Below are 13,760 nucleotides of genomic sequence, written 5' to 3'. Positions count from 1 at the left end.
GCGGGTTCAGTACGAGGAGTCGAAGAGCGCGCGGTCCATCAGGACCAGGTCGGGCGACACGACGAGGTCGAAGCCGAGCTGGGGGCGGACGTCGCGGTCGACGTCGATGCCGGGCGCGACCTCGACGAGCTCGAGCCCGCCGGGACGGACCTCGAACACGGCCCGCTCGGTGATGAAGCGCACCCGTTGCCCGCGCTGCGCCGCGAGGGCGCCGTTGAAGCAGATCTGCTCGACCTCGGAGACGAAGCGGCGGGCCCGCCCCTCCTCCACGATCGTGAGGCGCCCGGCGTCGCGATCCCACGACGTCACGAGGCCGCCCGCGGTGAGGGTGCCGCTGAAGACCATGGTCGAGGCGCTCTCGCTGATGTTGACGAAGCCGCCCACCCCGACGATCCGCCCGCCGAAGCGGCTGATGTTGACGTCGCCGCGGGACGAGACCTCGGCGAACGACAGGAACGCGATGTCGAGGCCGCCGCCGTCGTAGAAGTCGAACTGGTAGGGCTGGTCGAGCATGGCGTCGTAGTTCACGGCGGCGCCGGCGTCGAGGCCGCTCATCGGCAGGCCCCCGACGAGGCCCTGCTCGTTGGTGAGCACCACCTCGTCGATGAGCCCCGTCTCGGCGGCGGCGACGGACACGCCGGTCGAGATGCCCGACCCGAGGTTGCAGACGGCGCCGGCGACGAGCTCGCGCGCCGCCCGGCGGGCGATGAGCCCGCGGGGCCCGGTCGGCAGCGGCGCGAGGTCGTCGAGGGGCACCCGGACCTGGCCGGCGTACGCCGGGCTGACGGGCGTGGCGTAGGTGACGGGCTGGTCGGGCTCGACGACGACGAGGTCGACGAGGAAGTGGGGCACCTTGACGCTCTTCGGCGGCAGGGACCCGGCGGGGACCGTCCGGGCGACCTGCACGACGACGGAGCCGCCGGCGTTGTGGACGGCCTGCGCCATCGAGAGCATCTCGCCGAAGTACGCCTCGCCCTCCATCGAGACGTTGCCGCGCTCGTCGGCCGTGGTCCCGCGCAGGAACGCGACCTGGGCGACCACCGGCGCGTAGTGGATGAGGTCCTGGCCGTCGATCGTGATCGCGGCGGACGGGGCGTCCGACGCCGGTGCGCCCTGGCTGCCGCCGCCGAGGCGGGGGTCGACGTAGGTGCCGACGCCGACCGAGGTGAAGAGGCCCGGACGCCGCGCCGCGGACTCGCGCATGAGCTGCGACAGGGAGCCCTGGGGCAGGCAGAACAGCTCGATCTCGCCTCGGGCCGCCGCGTCGGCGATGCCGGGGGCGTCGACCACCGTCCCGCAGACGACCCGCCGCAGGAGACCAGGGTGCCGGAGGCGGTGCGCGCCCTTCGTGGACTTGTCGCCCAGCCCGACGGGGTGGACGGTCGTGAGGTCGCGGGGGGCGCCCTCGGCGAGGAACCGGGCCTCGAGCGCCTCCAGGAGGGCCTCCGGCACGGCGTGCCCACCGCCTGACCCGCCGATGACGACGGTGTCCCCGGCCTGGATGCCGGACACGGCCTCGATCGCACTCGTGATCTGCATGGTCGTCGACGTCTCCCAACGTTGCTGGGACAGATCGTCGTCGACCTGCCCGTGATGCTGCCGGTCAGCCGCGTCGCCGTCTCGGGCCATGCTGGGTAACCGGTTACATCCTGCAGGTCAGAGTACGAGCGCAGGGCGTCGTGCGCAAGGGGAAGGCGCGACGCCGTCCCCCGACGGGTGCTGCTCGGCCCGCCCGCCCGCCCGAAGAGGGGGTGGTGGTCGCGGGTCAGCTCGGCCACCGTGGGGCGACCGAGCGTGGTGCGCGGAGATCCGGGAGCAGGGGCAGATGCTGAAGAGACTCGTCGCGGCGCTGGCGGCCGGTGCGGCCCTGGCTCTCGTGTCCGCGGGGCCCGCCATGGCCATGCAGATCTTCGTCGTCCCGCCCGACGGGCCGACCGTGACGCTCGAGGTCGAGTCGTCGGACACGATCGACAACGTCAAGGCCAAGTACCAGGACCGACGAGACGTCCTGCCGGAGGACCAGATCCTCGCGTTCGCCGGGCAGACGCTCCAGGACGGCCGCTCGCTGTCCGACTACGGCATCCAGAAGGAGAGCACCCTCCAGCTGACCTACGCCACGCCCCGGTGGGACGACCTCGCCCTGGCGCGGCCGCAGGTCGGGGCGTCGTACGCCGACGCGGTCCACGCCGCCGGCCACCAGGTCGGCTACGCCGTCGTCGCGGGTGCCCTCCCCGCCGGGCTCAGCCTCGACGCGGCCACGGGGGCAGTCCAGGGCGCGCCCGAGCAGAAGGCGCTGTCGACCTTCACGATCCGCGCGTCCTCGCCAGGGGCCGGCGCCTCCGCCGACGCGGACTTCACGCTCGACACGACGACCGTGCCGGACGGGATCGGGGCGCCGACGGTCGACAGCGCGGCCACCGCCGCGGTGCTGTCGTTCCCCACGCCCGACGACGGCGGGATCCCCCTGACGGGATACGAGGTCTCAATCGACGGCGGGGCGACCTGGGCCGTCGCGGCCTCGGCGACGGGCACCGACGGGTCGGTGACGGAGGTGACCCTGAGCCCGCTCACGCCCGACACCGACTACCGGGTCGCCCTCCGCGCGGTCAACCCGAACGGCCCCGGACCGTCGTCCCCGGTGACGGCCCTCACGACGCTGCAGGCCGCCGCGGCCCCTGCCCCCGCACCCCAGGGCGACGCGCCCCTCCCCGGCGCGGGCGTCGCCCCCGTCCCCGCCGCCGCGGCCGGGACCGCACCGACGGCCGTCGACGCCCCACGACCGGCCGAGCTGGCGCTCACCGGCCCTGCCTCGTCCGGCGCCGCTGCGCTCGCCGCCGCCCTGCTCCTGCTCACGGGCCTCGGCTTGCGCCTCGTCTCGCGCTCCGCCGAACGAGCCTGAAGGAGGCGCGCTCCCGGCCCCGGGACCGCGCACGCCCTGCACCCCCGACGACGGTCGGGCCCCCGGGGCGAGACCGCGACGCCTACCGCTCCGCCGCCCGCGACGCCCCGCCGACCAGCCCCTGCTCGTGCGCGAACACCACCACCTGCAGCCGGCTGCGCAGCCCGAGCTTCGACAGCACCGCGCTCACGTGGGTCTTCACGGTCGCCTCCGCGACGTGGGACCCCTCGGCGATCTCGGTGTTCGTCAGGCCCTTCGCGAGCAGCAGGAACGTCTCGCGCTCGCGCGGCGTCAGGGCGGCGAGCGCGTCGACGCGCGGTCGTGCCGGCGGTGGACCGAAGTCGCGCAGCAGCTGGTCCGTGTCGCCGACCGTCTCGCCGACCGCCGCCGCCCGGACCGTCGCGAGCAGCACCTCCGGCCGGGCGTCCTTGGTGAGGAAGGCGGTGGCCCCGGCGCGCGCGGCGAGGTAGACGGCCTCGTCGTGGCGGATGGTCGTGAGGACGACCACGCGGGGCGCGTCGGCGCCGTCGTCCTGCAGCGCCGCCGTCGCGGCGAGGCCGTCGAGCACGGGCATGCGGATGTCCATCAGCACGACGTCGGGGCGCTCGCGGCGGACCAGCTCGAGGCCGCTGCGACCGTCGGAGGCGGTGCCCACGCAGGTGAGGTCGTCGGTCGCGTCGAGCTGCATGCGGATGCCGAGCGCGAAGAGGGGCAGGTCGTCGACGACGGCGACCCGGACCGGCTCAGCCACGAGCGGCGCTCCCGCCCGGCACGGTCGCGGCGAGCTCGTCCGGGGCGGCGGCCGCGGGGCCCTGGCCGAACGGCAGCGAGGCGGTGACGACGAAGTCGCCCGACTCGTCGGGCCCCGCCGTGAGCCACCCGCCGCTGATGGCGGCCCGCTCGGTCATGCCCGTGATGCCCGCCCCTGCCCCCGGCAGCGAGCCACGGGCGACGAGGGGAGCCCCGCCCGACGAGTGGACCATCAGCGCCAGCCCGCCCCCGCGCCAGTCGAGCACGACGGAGGCGCGGCTCGCCTGGCCGCCGTGCTTCAGCGCGTTCGTCAGGCTCTCCTGCACGAGCCGGTAGACGGTCAGCTGCTGGGCGGCGCGCAGCTCCGGGCGCTCGCCGAGCTCGTCGAGCGTGACGGCCATGCCGACCCCGCGCATCCGCTCGGCGAGGGCGGGGACGTCCTCGAGCGAGAGCAGCTCGTCGCCGGGCTCGGTGATGCGCTCGACCAGGCCGCGGACGTCGGCGAGGGCCTCCCGGGCGACCCCGCTGATGGCCTCGAGGACGACGTCGACGACGTCAGGGTCCCTGCGGTGCAGGGCGGCGCCTCCTTCGGACTGGGCCACGACGATCGTGAGCGCGTGGGCGACCGAGTCGTGCACGTCGCGCGAGATCCGCGACCGCTCCTGGCCCAGGCGCAGCTCGAGGTCGGTCTCCGCGAGACGGCCCTCGGTGTCGGCCAGCACGCTGTCGAGCCGACGGAGGCGCGTCGCCGCTCCGATGCCGAACCCCGCGCCCCACGCGAGCACGACCAGTCCGGTGCCGGCGAGCAGCAGCAGCGCGAGCGAGTCCCGGATCGGGTGCAGCGCGGAGAACGAGCCCGTCCACGAGGTCCACTTGCCCGGGTCGGCGGCGGTCGGCACGGTCAGGTGCACGACGGCCAGCGCGGTGGACACGAGCGTGAGCGGCAGAGCGAGCAGGCGCTCCCGTCGGCGCGCGGTGGCGGCGACGACGAGCGCCACGACGCAGATCGCGCCGTACATCGGCCAGGTGGTCGCGCTCGTCGGCGGGGCGAGCCCGAGCAGCTGCGCCGCGGGGAGGGCGACGACCGCGACGAGCGCGAAGGCCGGGGCGACGACGCAGAGGCCGATCGCGAGGCCGAGCACGGCGGCCTGGACGACGACGCCGGCGAGGCCGTCCCGTCCGGCCTCGGCGAACGTCCAGAGGGCGACGAACGCGGCGCCGCCGGCAGGGGCCGCCACGTAGGCGACGAGTCGAAGGGTGGTCATGTCACGACAGTAGGAGGGGCGGGTCGCGCCCCCGGGGAGAGGGCGCGGATCTCATCCCGACGAGGGAGACGACGCCAAGCGACCGGTCGCCGCGGCTGTCTGACGCCTTCTCGCGTCATCGCCTTGAATATTCTGATGAGTTGAATATAGTGGCCGCATGACCCACATCGAGATGCGCGAGCCGACCATGCTCGTCCTGACCTCGCTCGCCGGAGGGCGCAAGCACGGCTACGCCCTCATCGCGGACGCCGCCGAGCTGTCCGAGGGCCGGGTGCAGCTGAAGGTCGGCACCCTGTACGCCGCGCTCGACCGACTCGTCGAGCAGGGCCTCGTGGCGGTGGCCGGCGACGAGGTCGTCGACGGCAGGAACCGTCGCTACTTCGAGGTCACCGTCGAGGGGATCGAGGCGCTGCGGGCCACCGCGAGCCGTCTCGAGGCGAACGCCGCGGCCGCGCGCTCCCGCATCTCCCAGTGGCGACCGCAGGGGGTCGCGGGCCAGGTCCAGTTCGGCGGGGCCCGATGAGCGTCGTCGGCGTCGACCTCGAACGGCTGGAGCGGAGCTACCGGCGCCTGCTCCGCTGGTACCCCGGGCGGTGGCGCCGCGAGAACGAGGACGCCGTGGTGGGGACCCTGATGGACGTCGCCGAGGCAGAGGGCCGCGACCGGCCCCGTGGGCCCGAGGTGCTCGACCTCGCGGCGAACGGCCTGCGGGCGCGCGTCACGGCCGTCTTCCCGGCCGAGGCGCGCGACCTTGCCGCGAGCTTCGCGCTCGCCACCGGCGTGGCCTGGTCCCTCGTCTACTTCGTCGTCCAGGACTGGATGCCCTGGAACCCCAGGGCCCACGCTGCCGCCCTGGATCCCTTCGGCCCGTTCGCCAGCGCCGGCGTCCTGGTCACGGCCCTCTGGGTGCTGGCTGCGGTGTTCGTGCTGGCGAGGCGCGGCACGGCCGCTCGAGCGTCGACCATCGGCGCGGCCCTGCTCGCCGTCGTGCTCGTGGCGTTCCAGGCGTCGTCGTCGCCCGACTACGCGGTCGTGTACCCGACGCCGGACCGGGTGACGTTCGTCCTCCTCGCCGGTCTCGGCGTGGTCGCCGCCGCAGGGCGGCCGCGACGGACCTGGCGCACCGCCGCCGCGTCGGCGGGCTGGTCCGTCGCGCTGGCAGGGGCACTGCTCCTCATGCACCGGGCGGACACGACGTCCGTGCCCCTGGCCGCCGGGCTGCCCAGCTGGTACGACTTCTTCAACCGCTACCTCTGGGCCGGCGGACTCCTGTCTCCCGGGGTCACGGGCATCCTTATCGTCGCCGCACTGTCCGCCGCCCTCGGGCTCCGGGTGGCAGGGCACCGGCTCGGAGGCGCGCTCGTCCTCTCCGTCGTCCCCTGGGCGGCCAGCGCCCTGGCGTCCTGGGCGATCTTCCTCGGCGGGGACCCCTCGGCCCTCGGCACGGCCGCCCTCATGGTCGGCGTGTGGCTCGCCCTGGCCGTCGCGGCCCTCACGGTCCGTCCCCGCACAGCGCAGGAGGGGAGGACCCGTGGAGCACCGGACGCGGCCTGACGACATCGAGCTGCCGCCGACGCAGCCGCTCGACATCACGGCCTGGAACCAGGCACTGCTGGACGAGCGGCCGTAGCCGTCGGCCGGGACGTCGGGTAGACAGGAACCCCGGCCCAACGACAGGAGCACCATGACCGACCCCGACGACGTCAGCGGTTCGCTCGCCGACCGGCGGTTCCGCGAGGACCTGCGCCGGCGCCTGGCCGAGATCGACGACGACCAGGGCGATGCTCCCGTCGACGAGGCGCGGCCCTCCGTAGGCCCCGTACGACCCGCCGTCCGCTCCACGGGCACCGCCACGGCGGGCACGGCGCGCTCGCGCACCGACCGGTTCCTCGACTGGGCGCCGCTCGGCGTGGCCGTGCTGGCGATCGTCGCCATCGTCGGCATCGCGATCTACGGGCTCAACGGCGGCGACCTCGGTCCCTGGGACTCCTGACCGCGACCCGGGCCGCGGGCCTCCCTCACGCGAGGGAGGCGGAGGCGCCGGACGCGACGTAGCGTCGACGCATGGGATCGCTGAACGAGAGACCGAAGGGGCCCGCCGAGCAGGCCTTCCGCACGAACGTCTCCCTCGGGGTCGTGTCCGCCGTGGTCGGCATCACGATGTTCGCCGCCGTGGACACCCCGTGGGCCGGGACGCCGCTGCTGTTCCTCGGCGTCTTCTTCCTCGCGAAGGCCTTCCGCGACGTGCGCCGAGAGCGCTCTGCTCCCGGCGACGAGGGCAGCGAGCCGCGGCGATGACCGAGCGCGGGGCCCGGGAACGCGGGACGGGTCAGACCGCGTCGGGTGCGGGGGACTGGACCGCCGCCTCCTTCGCCTCGCCGGCCTCGGAGAGGGCCCAGCTGGCGAGCAGGGCGAGACGCTCGGCCGAGACCGTGCCGGGCTCGGCGCTGTAGACGAACACGGTGAGGCCGACGTCGGCCGTGAGCTCCATGCCCTCGAAGTCGAGGTCGAGCCGCCCGACGACGGGGTGGTGCACCCGCTTGAAGCCGGTGCGGTGGAAGGCGACGTCGTGGGCCGCCCAGCGGACGCGGAAGTCCTCGCTGCGGGTCGCCAGCTCGCCGACCAGGTCGGACAGGGCCCGGTCGTGCGGGTCGCGGCCGGCCTCGGCCCGGAGGATGGCGACGCTCGCGTCGGCCGTGCTCTCCCAGTCGACGAAGAAGTCGCGGGCGCGCGGGCTGAGGAACGTGTACCGGATCGTGTTCGCCGGCCGCACCGGGTCCCGGAAGATCTCGGAGTACAGCGCGCGCCCGAGCACGTTGCCGGCGAGGAAGTCGCCCCGCCCGTTGCGGACCCAGGCGGGCGAGCCCAGCGCGTCGAGCATCTGCTGCACCTGCGGGCGCACCCGACGCGTCGTCACCCGCCGCCTCGCCGTCGGCGACGCGTTCGCGGTGCGCGCCAGGTCGAACAGGTGCGCCCGCTCGGCCTCGCTCAGCTGCAGCGCCCGCGCGAGCGCCTCGAGCACGCTCTCGGAGACGCCGGACAGGTTGCCGCGCTCGAGCCGCACGTAGTAGTCGACGCTGACCCCGGCGAGCATCGCCACCTCTTCCCGACGCAGCCCGGAGACCCGACGCGTCGTGCCGTAGGCGGGCAGCCCCGCCTGCTCGGGCGTGATGCGCCCGCGTCGGCTGACGAGGAACTCGCGCACCTGGGTCTTGTCGTCCATGCTCCTGAGCGTAGGTCGCGGCGGCCGCGCGCGGGAGGGTCCGTCGGCACCCCTCGCCCGCCCCGCCGAGCCAGGCACCACCAGCACCCCGCACGACCCCCGCCGAGCGAGTTGTCTCAGGGGCACGGTGCCGCCTCGGCCCGCCCACCCGTGAGGAACCCCGTGCTCGGTCTCGAGATCGTCGTCGTGCTCGGCGCCGCCGTGCTCATCTGCAGCGGCCTGGCGAGCCGGCTGCACGTCGCCCCGCCGATCCTGCTGCTGGCCAGCGGCGTCGTGCTCGGCTTCGTCCCCGCCCTGCGCGAGGTGCAGCTGCCGCCCGAGGTGGTGCTGTTCCTCTTCTTGCCGGCCCTGCTGTTCTGGGAGAGCCTCACCACGTCCCTGCGCGAGATCAAGGCGAACCTGCGCGGCATCGTCCTCACCAGCACGGTGCTCGTCGTCGCGACCGCGGCCGCCGTGGCCACCGTCGCGCACCTCCTCGGCCTGCCCTGGGGCCCTGCCTGGGTGCTCGGCGCGGCCGTCGCGCCCACCGACGCGACCGCGGTCGGCGCCTTCACGAAGTCGCTGCCGCGGCGCACCGTGACGACCCTGCGCGCCAAGAGCCTCGTCAACGACGGCACCGCCCTGGTCATCTACGGCCTCGCGGTCGCGGTCGTCACCGGCGACGACGAGGCGACGCCGCTGCGCATCACGTGGCTCGTCGTGCTCGCCTACGGGGGAGGCGCGCTGATCGGCCTGGCCCTCGCCTGGGCGGTGAAGCGGATCCGCAGCCGCCTCGACGACCCCCTGCAGGAGACCGTCATCACCATCCTCACGCCGTTCGTCGCCTACCTGGTGGCCGAGTCGGTCGAGTCGTCGGGCGTGCTGGCCGTCGTCGTCGCGGGCCTCGCGCTCAGCCAGGCGGCGCCCCGCCGTGACCGGGGCGCGACGCGACGCGAGTCGGCTGCCTTCTGGAGCCTGTCGACGTTCCTGCTCAACGCCTCCTTGTTCGTGCTCGTCGGCCTCGAGCTGCAGACGGCGGTCCGCTCCCTCGACGCCCGCCTCGTCGCCACTGGGCTGGTGTCGGTCGCCGTGATCAGCGTGACGCTCATCGCCGTGCGCATCGCGTTCCTGTTCGTCGCGGCGTACGCGATCCGCGCGATCGACCGGCGCCCCCAGCAGCGCGAGCGGCGGGTCAGCCACCGGGCGCGGGTGCTCAGCGGGCTGTCCGGGTTCCGCGGCGCGGTGTCGCTGGCCGCGGCGCTCGGCGTGCCGCTCGTGCTCTCGTCGGGCGACGGGTTCCCCGACCGCGACATGATCGTGTTCGTCACCTCGGGCGTGATCGTCGTCACGCTCGTCGTGCAGGGCCTGCTGCTGCCCGCGGTCGTGCGCTGGGCGTCGCTGCCCGAGGACACCGGCGTCGTCGAGGAGCGCCGTCTCGCCGAGACGACGGCCACCGAGGAGGCGCTGGACGCGTTGTCGGCGGTCGCCCGCGACCTCGAGGTGGACCAGGAGGTCGAGGACAGGGCCCGCGAGGAGTACGAGGCGAACCTGCGGGTCGTCCAGGCCGGCGACGTCGCCGCCGAGGACGACGAGGACGTGCGGCGCGACGAGCAGTACCGCGCGCTGCGGCTCGAGATCCTGCACCGCAAGCGCGAGACCGTGGTGCGCCTGCGCGACGAGGGGCAGATCGACGACACCGTGCTGCGGCAGGTGCAGGCGACCCTGGACGCCGAGGAGGTGCGGCTGGCCCCCGAGGAGCTCTCGGAGTAGGAGGCGCGGGGCGGCTCTCGAGGAGCTGTCGGACCAGGAGGCGCGGTGCGGCCGGGCAGGTCGGCGGGCGGCCGCGGCGCCCCGCGTTTCGGGGTCGTTTCGGCGGCGTGAAGGTTGTATACAAAACCGCCTGCAGCCTGTGCATCGCCTTTATGGTTCCCCTGGATCCACCCTGGATCGGGTCGACGGAGAGCACGCCGCCTGCGCCCCGGGGGTGGACGACCTGTCCCGCTCCTCCCCCCTCACCCAGGAGATCCGTGCCCTCGTCATCCTCCCGGCCTGCCCGCAGGCCTGCCTCCCGGCGCCCCGCCGACCGATCGCCCGACCGACCCGCCTCCCGCCCGCTCGACCGCCTGTGGCGCCGCGTCGCGGTGGCGACCACGCTCTGCGTCGCCGCGGGCACCCTCGCGCTCGGCGCCCCCGCCGCCGCCGCGCCTCCCGCCGTCGCCACGCTCGCCCAGGGGGCGGACTGGACCGTCACCCCGGCCGCGGGCGGCTTCGTCGTCACCAAGACCCTCGACGTCCCCGTCGAGCAGCGCAGCGCGGCCCCCACGCTGTGGGCCGACGGGGTGGAGCTCGGCGTCGCCGCACAGAGCCTCGACGGCCTCACCCTCACCGTCGTGACGGCCGCGGCCGCCGCGGCCACCGCCTCCTCGGTGGAGGTCGGCTGGACGGGCGAGGCCGACCCGGCCGCCGCCTCCTCGGGCTCGGCGCAGCGCCGCCAGGCCACGCCCCCGCCCGCGACGTCCGCCCCGTCCGCCCCGGACGACGGCGCCGCCGCGGCCCGGCTGCTCGACGCGGAGCCCGCTGCCCTCGGCGCGTACGCGACCGAGCGCCTCGACTACGACCTGGGCGACGAGGCCGCCGAGATCCGCGGCTTCGGCCGCCTCGGCGAGATGCGCGCCTCGGTCACGATGCCCGTCGGCGCGGCGGGCGAGCGGCCCGTGGTGATGTTCCTGCACGGGCGCCACACCTCGTGCTCGGGCGGCACCCGCAACCCGCTGGCCTGGCCCTGCAACCCCGACCAGGTCGACGTCGAGAGCTGGCTCGGCTACCAGGGCGCGGCCGACGTGCTCGCCAGCCAGGGCTACGCCGTCGTGTCGATCTCGGCCAACGCGATCAACGCCCTCGACGGCACGCTGTCCGACGACAACGGCGCGGTCGCCCGCGCGCAGCTGATCCTCGACCACCTCGCGCTGCTCGAGCAGGCGAACGTCGGCACCGCGGCCGGTCTCAGCCCGGCGCTGATCGGTCGGCTCGACCTCGACCACGTCGGGCTGATGGGGCACTCGCGCGGCGGTGACGGCGCCGTGCGCGCCGCCCTGCTCAACGCCGAGCTGCCCGACCCCTTCGGCATCGAGGCCGTGCTGCCCCTCGCCCCGACCGACTTCGGCCGCATGACGCTGCCCGACGTGCCCATGGCCGTCGTGCTGCCGTACTGCGACGGCGACGTGTCGAACCTGCAGGGCCAGCACTTCTTCGACGACTCGCGCCTCGCCTACGGCGACGACGTGCTGCGCTCGTCGGTGCTCGTGATGGGCACGAACCACAACTTCTTCAACACGACGTGGACGCCCAGCAAGTACGCGTACTCGGCCAGCGACGACTGGGCCGCCCAGGACCGCCCGCAGGTCGACCCCGACTGCGGCTACGGCACGGCGCCCGCCCGCCTCACCGACGACGAGCAGTACGACGTCGGCACCGCCTACCTGTCCGGCTTCTTCCGCCTGACGATGGGCGGCGAGCAGCAGTTCCTGCCGATGTTCGACGGCTCGGACGCCGTGCCCGCCTCGGCCGGCCGCGCCGACGTGCGCGTCACCGCCTCGCAGCCCGCCTCGACCCGCCTCGACGTGCAGACGTTCGCGACGCCCGACCCCGCCGTGCGCGTGGCCGGCGCCGGGACGTACACCTGGTGCGCCAGCCTCGCCGGTCGCCCCGTGCCCGGCACCCAGCCGTACTGCGCGACCTCGCTGCTCTCGGCGCAGGTGCCCGACTTCACCCCGGCGAACTTCGCGCCGTCGGTGCCGACCACCCCGTCGCTGCGCTTCACATGGACCGAGCCCGCGTCCGCCACGGCGGCCCCCGCCGAGCTGCGCGTGCCGATGCCCGGCGGCTCGACCGACGTGTCGGGCACCGAGCGGCTGTCGTTCCGCGTCAGCCCCGACGAGACCGTCGCGACCCGCGCCGAGCTCGTCGTGACCCTCGTCGACGGCCAGGGCGGCTCGGCGAGCCTGCCCGCGTCGGAGTTCGGCGACGCCCTGCAGGTGCTGCCCGGCACGCGGACGCCGCTGCGAAAGCTGATCATGCAGCAGCTCGAGATCCCGGTCGCGTCGTTCACCGGGGTCGACCTGACCGACGTGCGCGAGGTGCGCTTCACGGCTCCCCGCACCGCCGGAGGCGCCCTGCTCAGCGACCTGTCGTTCCTCGGCGCGCCGAGCGTCGGCACGGCCGCCGTGTCGACGAGGCCGTTCCTCTCGGTGCCCGACGTGGCGGTCGAGGAGGGCGACGGCCTCGGGTCGGTGGACGTCCCGGTGCTGCTGAGCCGCGCCTCCGACGCCCCCACCACCGCGTGGTTCAGCGCGATCGGCACGCCGAGCGGCAAGGTCGACGTCGCGATGCGGCCGCTGACCTTCGCCCCCGGCGAGACCTGCAAGGTCGTCACGGTGCCGACGACGGGCGACGACGCGTCGAGCCCGACCGCGACGTCCCGGTTCCGCGCGACCATCTCGAACACGCAGGAGGGCTCGACCATCGGCGACAGCTTCGGCTGGGTGACGGTGCGCGAGGACGACGCGGTCGTCACGCCGGAGACGGCCACGGCGCCCGCCGCCGTGCTGCCGATGGCCCCGGCCGTCGGCGTGCAGGGCGACGCCTGTGCCGAGGCGCAGGCCGAGGCCGGCACGCTCACGGTGTCGGACGACGTCGTGCAGCAGGGCCAGTCGCTGACCATCTCGGGCTCGGGCTTCCGGGTCGGCGAGGCGGTCGCGGTCACCATCGCCCCGCAGGCCGCGACGGCCGACGGTGCGCCGACGGTCGCGGTCGTCGACGCCGGCGAGCCCCTCGTCGAGACCGTCGTCGCCGACTCGGCCGGCTCGTTCGCGCTGGTCAGCACGATCGCGGCCGACGCCCCCGACGGGGTCCGCACGGTGAGCGCGCTCGGGGCGGGCTCCGGCCTGACCGCGACGGCGAGCTACCGGGTGGGCGCCGAGGTCGTCGTGCCGGCCCCCGTCGACCCGGACGGGCCCGTCGTGCCCGGTGAGCCGACCGTGCCCGGTCAGCCCGCCGTGCCCGGTGCCGGTGCGGGCGGCGGAGCCGGCACGGGCGCAGGAGGCGCGGTGCCGGTCGTGCCCGCCGCCTCCGGTGCGTCGCCGATCGCGACCGGCTCGGGGTCCGGTGCCGCCGGTTCCGACCTCGCCTACACCGGTCCCGGCCTCGTCACGGGCGTGCTGCTGACGCTCGCCCTGGCGCTGCTCTGCCTCGGGGTCGCCGCCGTGACGGCGCGGCGCCGGGCTGCGGGGGAGGCCGAGGCGGTGTCCGAGGCCGGTGCCGGTGGGCTGTCCGCGCTGGCCGGTCTGGCGCCTGCTCCGTCTCGCGGCGAGGTGCGGGCCGACTAGGCCCCTGCCGCTGAGCACCGTCGGCCCCGTCGCGCACCTGCGCGGCGGGGCCGACGCGGCGCGGGCTTCGCACCTCCGCCCGGGCGGGTCGGCGCGGCTCTCGCACCCCCGAGCGACCCGGCGCTGCTCTCGCACCCCGAAGTGGACCATGCACCCCGTCGTTTCGGGGTGCATCGTCCACTTCGGGGTGCGGCGGCGGGGAGGGGGGCGGCGGCGGCACCGTCGGCCCCGTCGCGCACCCGCGGCGGCGGGAAGGGGGC

The 13,760-nt window shown here is 75.2% G+C and carries 11 protein-coding genes; 7 read left to right on the top strand and 4 right to left on the bottom strand.

Features of this window, described 5'->3' with window-relative positions:
* Window positions 1–6: 6 nt before the first annotated feature.
* Window positions 7–1,539 (bottom strand): acyl CoA:acetate/3-ketoacid CoA transferase, encoded by a 1,533-nt coding sequence (locus FHR78_RS10090; RefSeq protein ID WP_166760359.1) that lies wholly within the window; start codon window positions 1,537–1,539, stop codon window positions 7–9.
* 286 nt (window positions 1,540–1,825) lie between these two features.
* Between FHR78_RS10090 and FHR78_RS10085 the strand changes: the two genes are divergently transcribed.
* Entirely contained in the window at window positions 1,826–2,899 is a 1,074-nt protein-coding gene (locus FHR78_RS10085) for a ubiquitin-like protein (RefSeq protein ID WP_166760358.1), read from the top strand.
* Between the two features lie 82 nt (window positions 2,900–2,981).
* Here FHR78_RS10085 and FHR78_RS10080 read toward each other — a convergent pair whose 3' ends face one another.
* Entirely contained in the window at window positions 2,982–3,650 is a 669-nt protein-coding gene (locus tag FHR78_RS10080) for a response regulator (RefSeq protein WP_166760357.1), read from the bottom strand.
* Window positions 3,643–4,914, bottom strand: a complete 1,272-nt coding sequence (locus tag FHR78_RS10075; protein ID WP_166760356.1) for a histidine kinase — start codon at window positions 4,912–4,914, stop codon at window positions 3,643–3,645. Before FHR78_RS10075 ends, FHR78_RS10080 begins: the two co-directional genes overlap by 8 nt.
* A 157-nt stretch (window positions 4,915–5,071) precedes the next feature.
* On the opposite strand from FHR78_RS10075, the gene FHR78_RS10070 reads away from it, so the two are divergent.
* The 4 genes from FHR78_RS10070 to FHR78_RS10055 all read left to right on the top strand — a co-directional run bounded on the left by FHR78_RS10070 (window position 5,072) and on the right by FHR78_RS10055 (window position 7,212).
* Complete coding sequence (locus tag FHR78_RS10070) at window positions 5,072–5,437, top strand: PadR family transcriptional regulator (RefSeq protein WP_208393053.1); 366 nt, start codon at window positions 5,072–5,074, stop codon at window positions 5,435–5,437.
* Entirely contained in the window at window positions 5,434–6,468 is a 1,035-nt protein-coding gene (locus FHR78_RS10065) for a hypothetical protein (RefSeq protein ID WP_166760355.1), read from the top strand. Before FHR78_RS10070 ends, FHR78_RS10065 begins: the two co-directional genes overlap by 4 nt.
* Before the next feature lie 130 nt (window positions 6,469–6,598).
* The gene (locus tag FHR78_RS10060) at window positions 6,599–6,907 is read left to right on the top strand and encodes a hypothetical protein (RefSeq protein ID WP_166760354.1); all 309 of its coding nucleotides are present in this window, start codon (window positions 6,599–6,601) and stop codon (window positions 6,905–6,907) included.
* 71 nt (window positions 6,908–6,978) lie between these two features.
* On the top strand, window positions 6,979–7,212 hold the full coding sequence (locus FHR78_RS10055) for a hypothetical protein (protein ID WP_166760353.1): 234 nt from the start codon (window positions 6,979–6,981) through the stop codon (window positions 7,210–7,212).
* Window positions 7,213–7,243: 31 nt separating this feature from the next.
* Here FHR78_RS10055 and FHR78_RS10050 read toward each other — a convergent pair whose 3' ends face one another.
* Window positions 7,244–8,137: a helix-turn-helix transcriptional regulator gene (locus tag FHR78_RS10050; RefSeq protein WP_166760352.1), complete on the bottom strand. Its 894-nt coding sequence runs from the start codon at window positions 8,135–8,137 to the stop codon at window positions 7,244–7,246.
* 162 nt (window positions 8,138–8,299) lie between these two features.
* On the opposite strand from FHR78_RS10050, the gene FHR78_RS10045 reads away from it, so the two are divergent.
* The gene (locus FHR78_RS10045) at window positions 8,300–9,886 is read left to right on the top strand and encodes a Na+/H+ antiporter (RefSeq protein WP_166760351.1); all 1,587 of its coding nucleotides are present in this window, start codon (window positions 8,300–8,302) and stop codon (window positions 9,884–9,886) included.
* 257 nt (window positions 9,887–10,143) lie between these two features.
* The gene (locus tag FHR78_RS10040; RefSeq protein ID WP_166760350.1) at window positions 10,144–13,500 is read left to right on the top strand and encodes a hypothetical protein; all 3,357 of its coding nucleotides are present in this window, start codon (window positions 10,144–10,146) and stop codon (window positions 13,498–13,500) included.
* Window positions 13,501–13,760 lie beyond the last annotated feature (260 nt).

It is taken from the genome of Frigoribacterium faeni, from assembly GCF_011761235.1.
Taxonomy (GTDB): Bacteria; Actinomycetota; Actinomycetes; order Actinomycetales; family Microbacteriaceae; genus Frigoribacterium; species Frigoribacterium faeni_A.
This window is presented reverse-complemented; position numbering and strand designations above follow the sequence as displayed.

What these genes read in the sequence shown, in the direction of transcription:
- FHR78_RS10070 (WP_208393053.1), top strand. Translation starts at nt 5,072, where the DNA reads ATGACCCACATCGAGATGCGCGAGCCGACCATGCTCGTCCTGACCTCG.
- FHR78_RS10075 (WP_166760356.1), bottom strand. Translation starts at nt 4,914, where the DNA reads ATGACCACCCTTCGACTCGTCGCCTACGTGGCGGCCCCTGCCGGCGGC.
- FHR78_RS10060 (WP_166760354.1), top strand. Translation starts at nt 6,599, where the DNA reads ATGACCGACCCCGACGACGTCAGCGGTTCGCTCGCCGACCGGCGGTTC.
- FHR78_RS10065 (WP_166760355.1), top strand. Translation starts at nt 5,434, where the DNA reads ATGAGCGTCGTCGGCGTCGACCTCGAACGGCTGGAGCGGAGCTACCGG.
- FHR78_RS10050 (WP_166760352.1), bottom strand. Translation starts at nt 8,137, where the DNA reads ATGGACGACAAGACCCAGGTGCGCGAGTTCCTCGTCAGCCGACGCGGG.
- FHR78_RS10055 (WP_166760353.1), top strand. Translation starts at nt 6,979, where the DNA reads ATGGGATCGCTGAACGAGAGACCGAAGGGGCCCGCCGAGCAGGCCTTC.
- FHR78_RS10085 (WP_166760358.1), top strand. Translation starts at nt 1,826, where the DNA reads ATGCTGAAGAGACTCGTCGCGGCGCTGGCGGCCGGTGCGGCCCTGGCT.
- FHR78_RS10090 (WP_166760359.1), bottom strand. Translation starts at nt 1,539, where the DNA reads ATGCAGATCACGAGTGCGATCGAGGCCGTGTCCGGCATCCAGGCCGGG.